General features: G+C 64.3%; 14 protein-coding genes. 3 read left to right on the forward strand and 11 right to left on the reverse strand.

The window, feature by feature from the left end:
• Positions 1 to 37 precede the first annotated feature (37 nt).
• The 10 genes from atpG to ASD68_RS11125 all read right to left on the reverse strand — a co-directional run bounded on the left by atpG (position 38) and on the right by ASD68_RS11125 (position 9657).
• On the reverse strand, positions 38 to 955 hold the full coding sequence (atpG, locus tag ASD68_RS11080; RefSeq protein ID WP_056606686.1) for a F0F1 ATP synthase subunit gamma: 918 nt from the start codon (positions 953 to 955) through the stop codon (positions 38 to 40).
• 119 nt (positions 956 to 1074) lie between these two features.
• Positions 1075 to 2625, reverse strand: a complete 1551-nt coding sequence (gene atpA, locus ASD68_RS11085) for a F0F1 ATP synthase subunit alpha (RefSeq protein WP_056606689.1) — start codon at positions 2623 to 2625, stop codon at positions 1075 to 1077.
• 151 nt (positions 2626 to 2776) lie between these two features.
• A complete protein-coding gene (locus ASD68_RS11090; protein WP_056606693.1) occupies positions 2777 to 3307 on the reverse strand; it encodes a F0F1 ATP synthase subunit delta in 531 nt (176 codons plus the stop codon).
• A gap of 2 nt (positions 3308 to 3309) precedes the next feature.
• The gene (locus tag ASD68_RS11095) at positions 3310 to 3780 is read right to left on the reverse strand and encodes a F0F1 ATP synthase subunit B (RefSeq protein WP_007082360.1); all 471 of its coding nucleotides are present in this window, start codon (positions 3778 to 3780) and stop codon (positions 3310 to 3312) included.
• 102 nt (positions 3781 to 3882) lie between these two features.
• Positions 3883 to 4176, reverse strand: coding sequence for a F0F1 ATP synthase subunit C (gene atpE, locus ASD68_RS11100; RefSeq protein ID WP_007082359.1), 294 nt, complete (start codon positions 4174 to 4176; stop codon positions 3883 to 3885).
• A 66-nt stretch (positions 4177 to 4242) separates the two neighbouring features.
• On the reverse strand, positions 4243 to 5061 hold the full coding sequence (atpB, locus tag ASD68_RS11105; RefSeq protein ID WP_056082963.1) for a F0F1 ATP synthase subunit A: 819 nt from the start codon (positions 5059 to 5061) through the stop codon (positions 4243 to 4245).
• A 3-nt stretch (positions 5062 to 5064) separates the two neighbouring features.
• On the reverse strand, positions 5065 to 5430 hold the full coding sequence (locus ASD68_RS11110) for a hypothetical protein (protein ID WP_056082966.1): 366 nt from the start codon (positions 5428 to 5430) through the stop codon (positions 5065 to 5067).
• A gap of 242 nt (positions 5431 to 5672) precedes the next feature.
• Complete coding sequence (locus ASD68_RS11115) at positions 5673 to 6050, reverse strand: phasin family protein (protein ID WP_007082356.1); 378 nt, start codon at positions 6048 to 6050, stop codon at positions 5673 to 5675.
• 248 nt (positions 6051 to 6298) lie between these two features.
• The gene (gene queD, locus ASD68_RS11120) at positions 6299 to 6667 is read right to left on the reverse strand and encodes a 6-carboxytetrahydropterin synthase QueD (protein WP_056606696.1); all 369 of its coding nucleotides are present in this window, start codon (positions 6665 to 6667) and stop codon (positions 6299 to 6301) included.
• Positions 6668 to 6804: 137 nt separating this feature from the next.
• Positions 6805 to 9657: a TonB-dependent receptor gene (locus ASD68_RS11125; protein WP_056606697.1), complete on the reverse strand. Its 2853-nt coding sequence runs from the start codon at positions 9655 to 9657 to the stop codon at positions 6805 to 6807.
• 137 nt (positions 9658 to 9794) lie between these two features.
• Here ASD68_RS11125 and ASD68_RS11130 point away from each other — a divergent pair, with 137 nt between their 5' ends.
• Entirely contained in the window at positions 9795 to 10574 is a 780-nt protein-coding gene (locus ASD68_RS11130; RefSeq protein WP_056082975.1) for a DeoR/GlpR family DNA-binding transcription regulator, read from the forward strand.
• A gap of 16 nt (positions 10575 to 10590) precedes the next feature.
• On the opposite strand, the gene ASD68_RS11135 is transcribed toward ASD68_RS11130, so the two are convergent.
• A complete protein-coding gene (locus ASD68_RS11135; protein ID WP_056606700.1) occupies positions 10591 to 11712 on the reverse strand; it encodes an amidohydrolase family protein in 1122 nt (373 codons plus the stop codon).
• Positions 11713 to 11825: 113 nt separating this feature from the next.
• On the opposite strand from ASD68_RS11135, the gene ASD68_RS11140 reads away from it, so the two are divergent.
• Positions 11826 to 13934, forward strand: coding sequence for a glycoside hydrolase family 36 protein (locus ASD68_RS11140; RefSeq protein ID WP_056606703.1), 2109 nt, complete (start codon positions 11826 to 11828; stop codon positions 13932 to 13934).
• On the forward strand, positions 13931 to 14857 hold the full coding sequence (locus ASD68_RS11145) for a DMT family transporter (protein ID WP_056606706.1): 927 nt from the start codon (positions 13931 to 13933) through the stop codon (positions 14855 to 14857). Before ASD68_RS11140 ends, ASD68_RS11145 begins: the two co-directional genes overlap by 4 nt.
• The last annotated feature ends 1 nt before the right edge of the window (position 14858 follow it).

The following is a 14858-nucleotide window of genomic DNA, read 5'->3' on the forward strand; positions in this document are numbered from 1 at the left end:
CTTTTTGATCTTGCTTTGCGATCACGGACGATCGCACTTATACAGCCGCCGCGCCGCCGACGATTTCCGAGATTTCCTGCGTGATCGCGGCCTGGCGTGCCTTGTTGTAGACCAGCGTCAGTTCGTCAATCACCTTGTTCGCGTTGTCCGACGCGGCCTTCATGGCCACCATGCGCGCGGCGTGCTCGCTGGCCAGGTTCTCCAGCGCCGACTGGTACACCACCGACTCGATATAGCGTCCCAGCACGTGCTCCAGCACGGTTTGCGCGTCGGGCTCGTACAGGTAGTCCCAGTCGTTGGTCGCTTCCAGCTTCACACCGGCGTAGGCCGATTCACCGGCCTCCTGGTGTGCCTCCATCTCCGCGGCCACCAGCGGCAGCGGCAACAGCGCGTCGATCGTCGGCTTCTGCACCATCGTGTTGACGAAGTCGTTGTAGGCCAGGAACACGCGGTCCAGCCCGTTGGCCTGGTACGCGTCCATCATCACCTTGATCACGCCCACCAGCTGTTCCAGCTTCGGCTTCTCGCCCAGATGGGTCACGCTGCCTATCAGGTTGACGCCCTTGATGCGACGGAAAAACGCCACCGCCTTCTGCCCGACCGCCACCACGTCCACCTGCACGCCCTGCTTCTGCCAGTCGGCAATCGCCGGCAACAGGCGGCGGAACAGGTTGGAGTTGAGGCCGCCGCACAGGCCGCGATCGGTCGACACCACGATGTAGCCGACCCGCGCCACGTTGTTGCGCTCGGTCAGGAACGGATGGCTGAAATCCGTGCTGGCCTGGGCCACGTGCGCGATCACCTTGCGCATGGCGCGGGCATACGGGCGCGAGGCCTTCATCAGGTCCTGCGCGCGGCGGATCTTGGCAGCCGAGACCATTTCGAGCGCGCGCGTCACCTTGCGCATGTTCTGCGTGCTCTTGATCTTGGTTTTGATTTCGCGTCCGCTGGCCATGCTTTACTCGCTCGCTTTGCTCACTCGGGGGATTTGGGATTCGGGATTCGGGATTTGTAGAAGCCGCACACTCAAGCTTTTACCGAATCCCGAATTCCAAATGCCGAATCCCGGTTCCCTTACCAACTACCGGTTTTCTTGTACTCGTCCAGCGAGGCCTTGAAGGTGGCTTCGATGTCCTTGTCCCAGTTGCCGGTGGCGACGATGGTCTTCATCAGGTCGGCGTGGTTCTGGTGCATGAAGGCGTGCAGGCCCTTCTCGAACGGCAGCACCTTGGCGACCGGCAGGTCGTCCAGGTAGCCCTTCTCGGCCGCGTACACCGACAAGGCCAGCTCGGCGATCGACAGCGGCGCGTACTGGCCCTGCTTCATCAGCTCGACCACGCGCTGGCCACGATCCAGCTGGGCGCGGGTGGCCGGGTCCAGGTCCGAGGCGAACTGCGCGAAGGCGGCCAGCTCGCGGTACTGCGCCAGCGCCAGCTTCACGCCGCCGGACAGCTTCTTCACGATCTTGGTCTGCGCGGCGCCGCCGACGCGGGACACCGAGATACCGGCGTTCACGGCGGGACGGATACCGGCGTTGAACAGGTCGGTTTCCAGGAAGATCTGACCGTCGGTGATCGAGATCACGTTGGTCGGCACGAACGCCGAAACGTCGCCGCCCTGGGTTTCGATGATCGGCAGTGCGGTCAGCGAGCCGGTCTTGCCCTTCACTTCGCCATTGGTGAATTTCTCGACGTAGGCTTCGGACACGCGCGAGGCGCGCTCGAGCAGACGCGAGTGGAGATAAAACACGTCGCCCGGATACGCCTCACGGCCCGGCGGACGCTTCAGCAGCAACGAGATCTGGCGATACGCCACCGCCTGCTTGGACAGATCGTCGTACACGATCAGCGCGTCTTCGCCGCGATCGCGGAAGTACTCGCCCATCGCGCAACCGGCATACGGCGCCACGTACTGCAGCGCGGCCGACTCGGAGGCCGAGGCCACCACCACGATGGTGTGCGCCAGCGCGCCGTGCGCTTCCAGCTTGCGCACCACGTTGGCCACCGACGAACGCTTCTGGCCGATCGCCACGTAGATGCACTTAACGCCCGAACCCTTCTGCGCGATGATCGCGTCGATCGCCACCGCGGTCTTGCCGGTCTGGCGGTCGCCGATGATCAGCTCGCGCTGGCCACGGCCAACCGGGATCATCGCGTCGATCGACTTGTAGCCCGTCTGCAGCGGCTGGTCGACCGATTTGCGCCAGATCACGCCGGGCGCGACCTTCTCGACTTCGGCGGTGAGCTTGGCGTTGATCGGACCCTTGCCGTCGATCGGGTTGCCCAGCGCGTCGACGACGCGGCCAAGCAGCTCCGGGCCAACCGGCACTTCGAGGATGCGGCCGGTGGTCTTGGCGGTGTCGCCTTCGCGCAGGTGCTGGTATTCGCCCAGCACCACGGCGCCGACCGAGTCGCGCTCCAGGTTCAGCGCCAGCGCGAACGCGTTGCCCGGCAGCTCGATCATTTCGCCCTGCATCGCGTCGGCCAGGCCGTGGATGCGCACGATGCCGTCGGACACGCTGATGATCGTGCCTTCGTTGCGTGCTTCGGCGCCGAGCTTGAACTGCTCAATGCGGCTCTTGATCAGTTCGCTGATCTCGGACGGATTCAGTGTTGTACTGGACATGGTTGCCTATCCCGGATTTTGAATGCTTTTTCGAAGCGTCCGGTCATGCATGACCGGTTGTGCTCTCCGCGAAACAGACTTCGCGTTTAATCAATTTTTCCGGCCATGAATGGCCAGTTTTTGCCCTTCGCGAAACGGACTTCGCGTCTATTCAACTCAGCGCGCCGGCCAGCTGCGCGAGACGTCCGCGCGCCGAGCCGTCGATTACTTCCGTGCCGGTGTCGATGATGGCGCCAGCCAGCAGCGTGGCATCGACCGAGGTTTCCAGTTCGATCTCGCGATGGAAGCGGCGCTTCAGCGACGCCTTCAACTGCTCCGCCTGCGCCGCGTCCAGTGCCATCGCGCTGGTCACCTTGACCAGCAACTGCGACTCGGACTCGCGCTTGAGCGTTTCGAACAATTCAGCCACCTCGGGCAGCAAGCCCAGGCGACGCTGTTCGGCCATCTCGGTCAGGAACTGGCCGAACGGCGCATCGACCGCCACGCCAGCCGGCAGATGCAGCGCCACCAGTTGCGACGGCAGTACCCGCGGATCATTGCCGAGGCCGCTCACGCGCGCGTCGCCCGCCACCGCTGCGGCAAACGCCAGCGATTGCGACCACGCGCCCAGCGAGCCAGCCGCGCGCGCTACTTCGAAAGCGGCGCGCGCGTAGGGACGGGCGAGAGTGACGGATTGCGCCATGGTCAGATCTCGGCCGCGAGCTGGTCGAGCAGGGCCTTGTGCGTCGAGGCATCAACCTCGCGCTGCACGATCTTGCTGGCACCCTGCACCGCCAACGCACCAACCTGCTCGCGCAGCTGGTCGCGGGCGCGCTGCGCCATCGAGGCGATGTCGTCCTGCGCGGTGGCCTTCAGCCGGTTGATCTCGGCAACCGCATCACCGCGGGCCTTGTCGATGATCTGGTTGGCCTGCTGCTGGGCCTTGTCGATGATCTCGGAGGCCTGCTGACGCGCCACCTTGATCTCGGCCTGCACTTTCACGTCGGCGCTTTTCAGCTCCGCGTGCGCACGCTCGGCCGCACTCAGACCTTCGGCGATCTTTACTTGCCGGTCTTCAATGGCCTTGGTGATATGCGGCCAGATGAAGTGGACGCAGAACCAGATCAAGATGGCGAACGAAAGCATTTCGCCAATCAAGGTCGCGTTGAAATTCATCGCTGCGTTACCTGTAAATACGGAGTGGAACGGACCCGGGCTTCATGCAGCCCAGGCCGGAAACACGGTGGCGCCGCAACGGCGCCACCGGAAGAGCGTTGCTTACTGGCCCGCGCCAGCAGCCGACAGCACCGAACCCAGCAGCGGGTTGGCCACGGCGAAGTACATCGCCAGCGCCACACCGATCAGGAACGCCGCGTCGATCAGACCGGCCAGCAGGAACATGCGGCCCTGCAGCAGCGGCACCAGCTCAGGCTGACGGGCGGCGGCTTCGAGGAACTTCGAACCCATGATGCCGATACCGATACAGGCACCGAGCGCACCGAAGCCGATGATCAGGCCGAGCGCGATAGCGGTGAAGCCCTGGATTTGTGCAAACTGAACGAGATGTTCCACGGTGATCTCCTGAGAAATACAAGCTGAAGTCAAAACGGATGAAGCGAAGAATTCGAGGTGCGCGGATCAGTGGTGATCGTGTGCCATCGAGATGTAGACGATCGTCAGCACCATGAAGATAAATGCCTGAATCGAGATGATCAGGATGTGGAAAATGCCCCACACCGTGTAGCCGATGATGCCCGCGCCATACAAGGCCCAGCCCGCCAGGCCGGCACCGGCGCTGAACAGGCCGGCGATCAGCATGAACACCAGCTCGCCCGCGTACATGTTGCCGAACAGTCGCATCGCCAGGCTGACCGGCTTGGACGCCAGCTCGACCAGGTTCAGTGCGAAGTTGGGCAGCCACAGCAGCGGGTGCTTGCCGAACGGGGCGGTGAACAGCTCGCGCATGTAGCCGCCGGCGCCCTTGGCCTTGAAGCTGTAGAAGATGATCAGCACGAACACCGTCAGCGACATCGCGAAGGTCATGTTGATATCGGCGGTGGGCACGGCGCGGAAATGGCCGATGCCGAACATCTCGGTGATCCACGGCAGCAGATCCACCGGCAGCAGATCCATCGCGTTCATCAGGAATACCCAGATGAACACGGTCAGCGCCAGCGGGCCCAGCACGCGACGATCGCCATGGAACACGTCCTTGACCTGGCCGTCGACGAATTCCAGCACGATCTCCACGAACGCCTGGCCCTTGCCCGGCACGCCGGCCGTGGCCTTGCGCGCCTTCAGCCAGAACCACAGGCAGAACAGCACGCCCAGCGCCAGCGAAATCGTGACCGAATCGAGATGCACTGCCCAGAAGCCATCGGGGCTCGAATGCGGCACGAGATGGGTCAGGTGGTGCTGGATGTATTCGGTGAGGCCGCCAGTCGGCTCGCTTGCCATGTCTCAACCCTTGAATCTGAACGCCAGCAGATAAACCGCGAAGGCAGCCACCAGCCCGGTAATGGCAGCCGGTGGCGGCAACTTGAATTGGAACAGGATCACGACCAGCCCCCCGACGATCACGATCCACTTCAGGAGCATGCCCGTCAGCAAGCGGCTCAACGCCATGCGCGCACCGTGCAAGCCACTGAAAAACCGCACCGACAACAGCGCGGTACCCAGCGCCACCATCGTTGCAGCTGCAGCGGCCGCTATCGCCTCGCGAGGTCCCTGTGCCAGAAATGCCACTCCGGCCAAAACTGCCACAGCAAGCTGCAGCAGCGAGGTACGCAAAGCGAGACGGCGACCGGTGGCAAGACTGTTGAGCACGCAAGGCCTCCGCGCGGTTTACACCAGGCGGCACCGATAGCTACGGGCCACGATCCGATCCGGCGAAGTATATCAGTGGGCGCATTCCAGCGACAAGCCGCCGGGGTGCGACATTTTGTTCTTCACCCTGCCGTGAGGCGGCTTGCAGACCACTCGCGAGCCAGGAATCGATGGCAAAGAAAGGGCCGGACAGTGGGGATCTGTCCGGCCCAAGACTCGCACACGGGGGGAGTTTTTACAGATTACTTGGCGGCAGCCTTGCGACCGACCGGCGCAGCGGCGTCATTCGCGGCCTGGCGCTGTTCCTGCACCAGGGCGCCCAGCGACTGGGCGGTCTTCTGCGAGATGGCGATCACTTCCTGCGACACGGCAACGGCCTGCTCGGCGTTCTCGCGGCTCACGCTGGCGCCCTTTTCCCACAGGCTGCGCAGGCCGTCGATGTCACGGGTTTCCTGCACGGCCGCAACGAAGTCGGCGGTCGCGCCGGCCTGGCGCTGCAATTCCTTGAACTGCAGTTCGGCGACCGTCTGCAGGCCCTTCAGGGCGAGCGTCTGCGCCTTGAAGGCGTTGTCGGAGAACTGTTTGGCGTAGTCGAAAAACTGATTGATCTGCTGCGTCATGATCTAAGTCCTCGTTGAGGATGGGGTAGTGAGGCAAAGATTAGCGACAATCTTTGTGCATTGCAACATATTTCTTCGGCCACCCCGGCCTCAGTTGGAAAATATTCATTTAACGCTTGCACTTATCTATCGAAGCCCGCTCTTTCGCATCGCGTCAGAAATGAGCCGACGAAGTAGCGAGGGAGATCGAAGTGACCCGATGAGCCGCAGGCGGCGTGGCGGGCAAGCCGGCCTACTGGCGCGAAACCTCAACGCGCGGTGGATGGCCCGCGGTAGCGACATCCCGAGGTGCAGGTTTCATGCACCACGACTTCGGACAACAGCGGCAACGCCGGCTTCAGGCGATCCCATATCCAGATCGACAGGCGCTCGCTGGTGGGGTTGTCCAGCCCCTCGATGTCGTTGAGGTAGTGATGGTCGAGCTGGTCGTAGATCGGTGCGAACGCGGCCTTGACGTCGGCGAAGTCCATCACCCAGCCGGTGTCGGCACCCGGCTCGCCACTGACGTGGATTTCCACCCGGAACGAGTGGCCGTGCAGGCGCGAACATTTGTGCCCGGCCGGAACATTCGGCAGCCGATGCGCCGCTTCGACGTTGAAGACTTTGAAGATATCCATGCCGCATTGTACCGCCGGGCCCATGCCGCGCCCGCGTTTGATCCGCTGCGCCAAACACCTTCCCCCGCCCCGCCGCCGACCGGGGGAGGACGGTCAGCGACGAAGCAGGGGAAAGATCGGGATGCGACTGACGTCGACTAGAACCGGAAGCTCACGCCCAGCGTGTAGGAGCGGCCGTAGCGGTAGTAGCTCTGGGTCAGCAGCGGATTGCCATTGATGCTGGTGGTCTGCGCCTCATCCAGCAGGTTGTTGCCGTCGAGCGTGACGCTGAACATGTCGTTGATGTCGTATGACACGTGCGCCGTCAGCCAGGTGAGCGGGTCGGCCTTCTCGTTGTAGCCGGTGCCCAGGACGTTGATCGCGGAGACGAAGCCGTCCGTGCGGTCGGCGTTGACACCCAGCGACCACTTGCCCTTCTCGTACATCACACCCAGCGAATACGTTGCCGGGGCAATACCTTCGAGCGGACGCTTCTCGCCCTCCACCCAGCTGCTCGAGAGATTGCGGGTGTACTGGCCGCGCACGCCGAAACCGTTGTCCCAGAAGTGCTGCAGGCCCAGCTCCAGACCCTTGACCTTGGCGTGATCGCCGTTGATCGGGCGCATCACATTGAACAGGTATCCCGGCACGCCGATGTCCTGACCCGGCTCCCAGCTGGTGGTGATCTGGTTCTTGATGTCCTTGTAGAACACGGCCACGTTGGCGATGGAGTGATCCGAGAAATACCACTCCAGCGACAGGTCGCCCTGCGTCGCCGTGTAGGGCTTCAGATCCACGTTGCCGCCGTAGATCTGGGTGAACTCGCCCCAGGAGACGCTTTCGGTGGTGTTGGTGGGTGCCAGCGTATCGACCGACGGACGCGCCATGGTCTTGGCCACGCCCGCGCGCAATTGCAGGTCGTCGGTGAAGTGCCAGGTGAAGTTGGCCGACGGCAACACATAGGTGTAGTCCGCGTCTTCGCTGATCGGCGTCGGCTCCGCGTAGGTCGCGGTGTAATTGAACGCACCGTTCTCGACGATGCCGAGGATCTTGGCGTCCCACGCCTGCGCGTTGGTGTTCGTCTTGACCAGGCGCACGCCCACGTCGCCGTCCCAGTGATCGCCCGACATGTCGGCCTGGACGAAGAAGGCATTGGTCTTCTCGCTGACCCGGTAGCTCTGCAGCGGGTTCCACGCCGGCGCCGCCATGGAGAAGTCGTAGGTACCGCCGCCCGGACGCGGATGACCGTCATACGCGCGCAACTGCGCCAGGTAATTGGGTACGTCGAAGGCCAGGAAGCTGCGCGGGAAACTGCTGTGCACGCCGTCCATGAAATGCGGCACGTTGAACGTGTGCGAGATCACGTTGCCGCCCAGGTCGCCCACGTTGATGGCGTAGTTGTCCGCGTAGTAATCCGCGCCGCCGTTGAGGGTGTTGTTGACCAGGTCGCGCGATTTCTCGCGCTCGGTGCGGGTCACGCCAAAGCGCAGCTGGTCCACGCCGAATTTACCGATGAACAGCTTGCCGGACACGGTGGCGCCGGTGATCTTGTCGTCGATGTTGTCGCCACGCAGCTCCATGTAATGGCTGTTGAGGTCCGACTCGGTGAACTGGCCGTCGGCCAGCCCGGTGGCAAGGTCGCGACCGTCGTCGAAATGGATGTCGACATTGGGCACCGCGTTGGGCCCCAGGCTGATGTGCGCCGTGTTCGGCTTGTTCATGCGCAGGACGACGTAGGTGTCCTGGCCACCGGAATGACGCTTCGAGGTGGAGCGGTAGACGTCGCCGGTCAGGGTCAGGTCGGGGGTGACCTTCCATTCGCCGTTGAGGCCGTAGAGCTCGGTGTCGACCACGCGGTATTCGGTCTGGTTCAGCAGCTCCGGGTTGAGCCGCTGATCCGGGTCCGGGTTGTTCATGGTGAAGTCGGTGACGATGCCGTTCTTCACCGTCATGTCGGACCAGCGGCCCGGCGCGAACAGCGTGTAGTACGACTGCTGGTAGGACACCTGCGGCGAATCCAGGCGGGTTTTCAGGCCATCCACCACGATGCGCACGGTGTCGCTCGGGTGCCACTCGAACTTGCCGGAATAGGCACTGCGCTTCTTGTCTTCCAGGATCGACCCGACGCGGAACTGGCCCGGGGCGATGAGGCCGTACTCGTTCGGGTCCAGCTCGTCGTTGCCGTTGAGGTCGATGTTGCCGCCCCAGGCATTGCCGCCCCAGTTCGGGTCGCTGGGATCGGGGTTGCGCGTCCAGCCACCGTCGTTGCCGGCGACGTCGGTGCGGTCCTTGCGCTTGGCTTCGACCACGCCCAGCAGCACGCCCATGGTGTCGTTGGCGAAGGTGGTGCTGAAGGTGGCCGAGAGCTTGCGCCCGTTGAGCTCGGACATCTGGTTGCGATCGCCCTCCAGCCGCACGATGCCGTGCGTGCCCTTTTTGTCGAACGGGCTGGCCGAGCGCAGGTTGATCAGGCCGCCGATCGCGCCTTCGGTCAGCGACGCCTGGGCGCCCTTGATCACGTCGGCGCCACTGATGACGTCGGCGGGCAACACGTCGAACGCGAAATCGCGGCCGGCGCCGTCGGTGGCGAGGATGCGGTTGTTGAACGTGGTCAGCGTGTATTCCGGCCCCAGGCCGCGCACGCTCACCCGCTGACCTTCGCCGCCGGCGGTGCGCGTAATGGCCACGCCGGTGATGTGGCTGAGCGAATCGGCCACGTTGTTGTCGGGGAACTTGCCCAGTTCCAGGGCACTGATGGAATCCTGCACCGTGCCCGCGTAGCGCTTGAGATCGGCCGAGCGCGCCAGGCTGGCCTGGACGCCCGTCACCGTGATGGCACCCAGGGCGACGGCATCATCGCCTGATGCAGCCGTCGACTCGGGCTGCGTCTGCGAATCCGGCGCCCCGTTTGTGTTTCCCGGCACGGTCTGGGATAGAGCCACCGTCGGCGCCAACAGGGCAAGCGCTACGGCATAAAACAACATGTTCTGGCGGAAGGATGCGGCATTCACGGGGTTCTCTCCTCGGAAGCGGGTGTTTGGGCCTAACGTCTAAACAACGAAATCGAGCCTAAAGCATGTTTCGTTTTGTATCAATAGCGAAATATATCGAAATGCGGCATACTTTCACCCACCCGTCGGAACACTCCATGGCCGCGACCCGCGACACCAGTCAACGACGCCTCCAGATCAGCGAACTCGTCCGCCAGCAAGGAAGCGTCCAGGTCTCCACCCTCGTCGATCGTTTCGGCGTGAGTGCGCAAACCGTGCGCAAGGACTTGCGTTATCTGGCCGAACGCGGGGTGATGTCGCGCGCTTACGGCGGCGCGATCGACAGCGGCGTCATCAACGGCACGCTGGCCGAGCCCAACTACGAAGCGAAAAGCACCACCCATCTGGACGAAAAGCGCCGCATCGGCGTCTGCGCCGCGGCCCTGGTCAATGTGGGTGACACCATCGCCATCGACTCGGGCACCACCGCCATCGAGCTGGCCAAGGCCTTGCCGGATGCGGAAATCACCGTGGTCACCAACGACTTCGGCGTGCTGACGGCGCTGGCGCCAAAGCACAACATCAACATCGTGATGCTTGGCGGCGAACTGCGCCGCCGCAACATGGCGTTCTACGGCGGGCTGACCATCGAGGCGCTGGACGCCCTGCATGTGGACAAGCTTTTCCTGGGCGTGGACGGCTTCGACCTGGAGCGCGGCATCACCACGCATTACGAGCCCGAGGCGCTGCTCAACCGCAAGATGGTGGAAGCCGCCGGCCTGGTGGTTTCGATCACCGACAGCTCGAAATTCGGCCGGGTCTGCCTGCATCGCATCGTCCCCGTCACCGCGCTGGACATGCTGATCACGGACACCAACGCGCCGGAAGATATCGTCCAGGCCAGCCATCAGCTCGGCTTCAAGCTGCAGCTGGCGTAGGGAGCGGCCGGCACGCTCAATCGGCCGGCCGGGACACGGCAAAAACCCGCACCGCATTGGCGTAGTAGATCTTGTCGATCACCGCGCGCGGCAACGCCAGGCCCGCCACGTCGGCGTGGATCATGTCGATCCGCTGGGTTTCGCCGGTGGCAAGGTAACGCCAGTCGGACGTCCACGCGCCGTGCGCTTCGCGCTTGAATTCCTCGGCCTTGGCGTCCGGGCCGAAGGTCAGGTCGGTGCCGTACAGCAGCCGGTCCTGATAGCGGATGAAGAAGTTGCGCACTTTCTCGCGGCCGCGCACCGACTGGTACTGCACCTGGCTCATGCGTGCGGCCAGGTCGACGGTCGCATTGGGAAACCGGTCCAGGAACGCGCCCAGCCGGTCGACGTCGTATTCCAGGCTGGCCATGTGCGCGCCCACGAAACGCAGCTTCGGGTTGGCGGCCACGAAGCGGTCGCGCGCGGCCATCAGGTCCTCGTAGCCGGGCATCTCCGGGTGCAGGTACATGTAGTAATCGGGATGATTGCTGAAGTACTCGCGATCGTTGTCGGTGGTCATCTGATCCAGCGGCAGCCAGCAATTGCGCGGCTCGCCCTGGTGGTCGATCAAGGCCATGCCAAGCGTGCGCACCTGCTCGACCACCGGCACCAGACCCGGGTCGTCCAGCATGATCAGCTTGCCGGCGGCGTTCCGCTCCACCAGCCCCACGTTCTTCCAGATCTTCACCGCGAGCGCACCGCTGGCCACGTCCTGCGCCAGCTTCGCGTCGACCTTGTCGGCCCAGCCCGGCGTGCCGAAGCCCTTCATCGAAAACGTGGTGGCCCAATGGAAATGCGCCGGATCCTTCGCAGCCAGCGCCAGCGCAATCGTGTGTTGCTGCGCGATGCTGGGGAAATCCGGGTAGTCGACGTTGATCGACAACACCTGGAAACCGTCCTCGCGCAGCAGCTCCAGCAGCGCCGGGTCGGCATTGTTGGCGTGGAAATGGGCGTCGTACTTGCGCACCTGCGCGAAGTCGGCCATCGAGTAGCTGTTCGAAACACCGGCGCCCGCCGACTGCGCCGGGGCAGCCGCAATCGAAAACGGAACGGCTGCCGCCAGCACGCCGGCGATCAGATGGCGGAAAACTCGGTTCATCACATCCCCTTCGCTACATAACGAAACATATTTGCACCATACCGAAACGAAACGCTTGCATCAACACCGATCACTGACGCAGAATCGGTACAACATTTTTGCAGGAGTTCGCCATGGAACCGATGGGACGCCGCACGGTATTGAAGCTGGTCGCTGGCAGCGTAGCCGGCGGTATGGCCATGGCTCTCCTGCCGAAAGCCATGGCCGCCGCGATCCGCAGCGGCGGCGCGGTGGCAGGCGCGGATGCCGTGGCCCAGGACACCGTCCTGACCATCGCCTTCGACCGCAAACTCCACAGCAGCCTGCTCGTCCAAGGCGGCGCCATCACGCCGTACCAGCCCAGCGAAAGCCTGCTGCTGGCCAATGGCGCGCTGGACGATTTCGCCCTCACCGATCATCGCGAGGAAGCGATCCGCGACCCACGCCACGGTGCCGGCCGTCAGGTGATCGTCACCGGCCGCTCCAGCGGACATGTCGAAAAGCAGGTGGCGGTGACGTTCTTCGACAGCCTGCCCGGCTTTGCCGTGCTGCAGACGCGCTACCGCAACAGCGGCACCGCACCGCTCAAGGTCGCCGGCTGGCGCAACGCCGCGCACGAACTGGCCGATGCACCGGGCGGCTTCTGGAGCTTCTCCGGCACCACCCACACCGACCGCCGCGACTGGGTGCAGCCGATGGGTGCCGATTTCGATCAGCGCAACAAGCTGTCCATGGATTCGTCCGACTACGGCGGCGGCACGCCGGTGGCCAATATCTGGCGCCGCGACGTCGGCATCGCCGTGGGCCACGTAGAGCCGGTGGTGCGACCGCTGGATCTGCCGGTGAAGAAGACGGCCAAGGGCGCGCACATCGCGGTCGAGCTGCTGCAGGAATCCACGCTGGCGCCGGGCGAAACCCTGATCACCGAACGCACCCTGCTCGCCGTGCACACCGGCGATCACTACGCACCGTTGCAGCAGTACAAAACCTACATGCAGGCCGAAGGCCTGGTGGCGCCGCAGGCACCCGCCTCCGCGTTCGCGCCGATCTGGTGCGCATGGGGCTACGGGCGCGACTTCACCATCAAGCAGATCCTGGACACCCTGCCCAAGGCTCGCGACCTGGGCTTCGAATGGGTGGTGATGGACGATGGCTGGCAGACCAACGAGGGCGACTGGCGCATCGACAAGCGCAAGTTCCCGCGCGGCGACGCCGACATGCGCGCGTTCACTGCCGAGGTGCGTCGCCAGGGCATGCGACCGCGCCTGTGGGTGGCTCCGCTGGCCGCCGACCCGGGCAGCGATGTGTTGCACGACCACACCGACATGCTGTTGCTGGACGAAGGCGGCGCGTTCCAGACCGTGACCTGGTGGAACGCGTTGACCCAGTGCCCCGCCTATCAGCCCACCATCGACTTCTACGTGGCGCTGGTGAAAAAGATCATTGGCGACTGGGGTTTCGAGGGCATCAAGTTCGACGGCCAGCACCTCAACAGCGTGGCTCCCTGCTACAACCCCGCGCACAAGCATGCGCACCCCAGCGATTCGGTCGAGGGGCTGGCCACGTTCTGGAAGGCCATTTACGACGCCATCCACGAAGCCAATCCGCAGGCCGTGGTGGAGTTGTGCCCGTGTGGCACCGCGTTCGACTTCCACAATCTTCCGGCCACCGACCAGTATCCCGCTTCGGACCCGACCTCGTCATGGCAGGTGCGCAGCAAGGGCAAGTCGATGAAGGCGCTGATGGGCTCGCGCAGCAGCTATGCGGGCGACCACGTGGAGTTGTCCGATCGCGGCGACGACTTTGCCTCCAGCGTGGGCATCGGTGCGGTGGTCTCGACCAAGTTCACCTGGCCCAAGGACACCGAGCATCCCTCCGAGCCGCTGCCGCCCGGTGGGTTGGTGCTCAATCCGCAGCGGGAAGCGCTGTGGCGCAAATGGGTGACGCTGTACAAGCAGCACATGCTGCCCAAGGGCGAATACCGGGGCGAGCTTTACGACATCGGCTTCGACCGGCCCGAGGCGCACGCCATCGCCAAGGACGGTGCCATGTACTACACGTTCTACGCCGACACCTTCAGCGGTGCCGTGTCATTGCGCGGCCTGGCGCCAGGTCGCTACCGCGTGCGCGACCTGTTCAACGAGGTCGATCTGGGCGAGGTGGATGCGGACGCCGCCAAGCTGCGCGTGACGTTCAAGCACTTCGTGCTGTTGCAGGCCACACCCGTGGGGGCGCGCGCATGAGTGTGCCGGCCGTGGCGCTCACCGCCACCTCGCCGCGTCGACCGTGGCTGGGTTTCGCATTGGCGACGGTCGCACTATGGGGCGTGTGGGGCGCGTTGTCGCCGCTGTCCGCCGAGCACGGATTCCCCGACACGCTGGTGTATGGCGTGTGGGCGCTGACGATGATCCCGCCCGCGCTGTACATCCTGTGGCGCCGCGGCTGGCAGCTCGAACGTTCGCCGCGTGCGATCGCCTACGGCATGACCATCGGCCTGCTGGGCGCCGGCGGCCAGATGCTGCTGTTCCACACGCTGACGATCGGGCCGGCGTATTTCGTCTTCCCGATCATCTCGCTGTCGCCGGTGGTCACCATCGCGCTGTCATTCCTGTTTCTGCGCGAACGCACGGGCTGGATGGGCACGGCCGGCATCGTGCTGGCGCTGGTGGCGCTGCCGATGCTGGATCTTTCGTTCGGCCGCAGCGCCGACGGTGGTCTGGGCTGGTTCCTGCAGTCGCTGTTGATCATGCTGGCGTGGGGCCTGCAGGCGTATTTCATGCGCCTGGCCAACGACACGGTGCGGGCCGAAAGCATCTTCTTCTACATGACCGTGGGCGCATTGCTGCTGGTGCCGGTGGCGCTGGCGATGACCGACTGGAGCCAGCCGGTGAACATGGGCCTGGACGGCCCGTGGATGACCGCCGGTATCCAGGTGCTCAACGCCATCGGCGCATTGACCCTCGTCTACGCCTTCCGCCACGGCAAGGCGATCGTGGTGGCGCCGCTGACCAATGCCGGCGCACCGCTGGTGACGGCGGTGCTGTCGCTGATCTTCGCCAGCGTCGTGCCGGGCCCGCTGAAGATGGTGGGCCTGGTGCTGGCGCTGATCGCCTCGCTGCTGCTGGTGCTCGAACCCGAACGCGATCCACCCGCTCCCCTTCCCTGAC

It is taken from the genome of Rhodanobacter sp. Root627, from assembly GCF_001427835.1.
Lineage (GTDB): Bacteria > Pseudomonadota > Gammaproteobacteria > Xanthomonadales > Rhodanobacteraceae > Rhodanobacter > Rhodanobacter ginsenosidimutans.

Coding starts and splice junctions, on each gene's coding strand:
- ASD68_RS11115 (WP_007082356.1), bottom strand. CDS start 6,050: ATGACGCAGCAGATCAATCAGTTTTTCGACTACGCCAAACAGTTCTCC.
- ASD68_RS11135 (WP_056606700.1), bottom strand. CDS start 11,712: ATGAACCGAGTTTTCCGCCATCTGATCGCCGGCGTGCTGGCGGCAGCC.
- atpA (WP_056606689.1), bottom strand. CDS start 2,625: ATGTCCAGTACAACACTGAATCCGTCCGAGATCAGCGAACTGATCAAG.
- atpB (WP_056082963.1), bottom strand. CDS start 5,061: ATGGCAAGCGAGCCGACTGGCGGCCTCACCGAATACATCCAGCACCAC.
- ASD68_RS11090 (WP_056606693.1), bottom strand. CDS start 3,307: ATGGCGCAATCCGTCACTCTCGCCCGTCCCTACGCGCGCGCCGCTTTC.
- queD (WP_056606696.1), bottom strand. CDS start 6,667: ATGGATATCTTCAAAGTCTTCAACGTCGAAGCGGCGCATCGGCTGCCG.
- ASD68_RS11095 (WP_007082360.1), bottom strand. CDS start 3,780: ATGAATTTCAACGCGACCTTGATTGGCGAAATGCTTTCGTTCGCCATC.
- atpG (WP_056606686.1), bottom strand. CDS start 955: ATGGCCAGCGGACGCGAAATCAAAACCAAGATCAAGAGCACGCAGAAC.
- ASD68_RS11130 (WP_056082975.1), top strand. CDS start 9,795: ATGGCCGCGACCCGCGACACCAGTCAACGACGCCTCCAGATCAGCGAA.
- ASD68_RS11145 (WP_056606706.1), top strand. CDS start 13,931: ATGAGTGTGCCGGCCGTGGCGCTCACCGCCACCTCGCCGCGTCGACCG.
- ASD68_RS11140 (WP_056606703.1), top strand. CDS start 11,826: ATGGAACCGATGGGACGCCGCACGGTATTGAAGCTGGTCGCTGGCAGC.